This window comes from Oleiphilus sp. HI0123 (genome assembly GCF_001635315.1).
In genome coordinates, this window is record NZ_LWGE01000538.1 from 1 (window position 1) to 774 (window position 774).

Below are 774 nucleotides of genomic sequence, written 5' to 3' on the forward strand. Positions count from 1 at the left end.
AAAAACAATAATGATCAATAGAGGTTTACCGTATGTTATTAAGTCATGTCCCTGGAATGTTCACACACCCCGATGAAGAGTGGGAATCAATAAGAAAAGAACATTCAAGCCCGCTTAAGATGGCCGCCTATATCTGCCTTCTCGCCTTGATTGCCCCAGTATGCGCCTACATTTCAACCACTCAATATGGTTGGCAAGTGGGTGAAGGCCAGTTAGTTTACCTTTCTCAATCGAGTGCAATGACGCTCAGTATTTTGACTTATGTCGCCATGGTCGCGGGCATTTACTTTATTGGCTTTATGATTGACTGGATGTCTCGCAACTATGGCAGTGGCCATGATGAGTTTGCCGCGAACGGAATAGCACTCGTCGCTTACTCCTGCACGCCTCTGTTCCTAGCTGGTTTAGCACCACTGTACCCAGAGCCTTGGGTGAATGCTGCTATTTTCCTCGCAGCAGCGGGTTATGCAGCTTACCTGATGTATGACGGTTTACCTCATGTACTGAAGATATCCCAGGATCAAGCCTTCTTCTTTGTCGGTGCGATATTAACAGTTTCTCTGGTTTATCTGGTGACAACATTAATCGGCACCGTCATTATTTGGAGCATGGGCGCTGGCCCAGAGTTTGTCACGCGTTAAAGGGCAAACACTAAAAAGGAAATACCAAAACGCAGAAGGGGACTTATATTAAGCCCCCTTCTCATTTCATATGCCACTTACCACTGCAAACGAATATCTTTCATACGCTGTTTATCTGCTGGTAGCGTCGGCG

The 774-nt window shown here is 46.1% G+C and carries 1 protein-coding gene; it reads left to right on the plus strand.

Annotated features, from left to right (window positions below; translation table 11 throughout):
- Positions 1-32 precede the first annotated feature (32 nt).
- Positions 33-641: a Yip1 family protein gene (locus A3761_RS04990; protein ID WP_068554227.1), complete on the plus strand. Its 609-nt coding sequence runs from the start codon at positions 33-35 to the stop codon at positions 639-641.
- Positions 642-774 lie beyond the last annotated feature (133 nt).

Coding starts and splice junctions, on each gene's coding strand:
- A3761_RS04990 (WP_068554227.1), top strand. CDS start 33: ATGTTATTAAGTCATGTCCCTGGAATGTTCACACACCCCGATGAAGAG.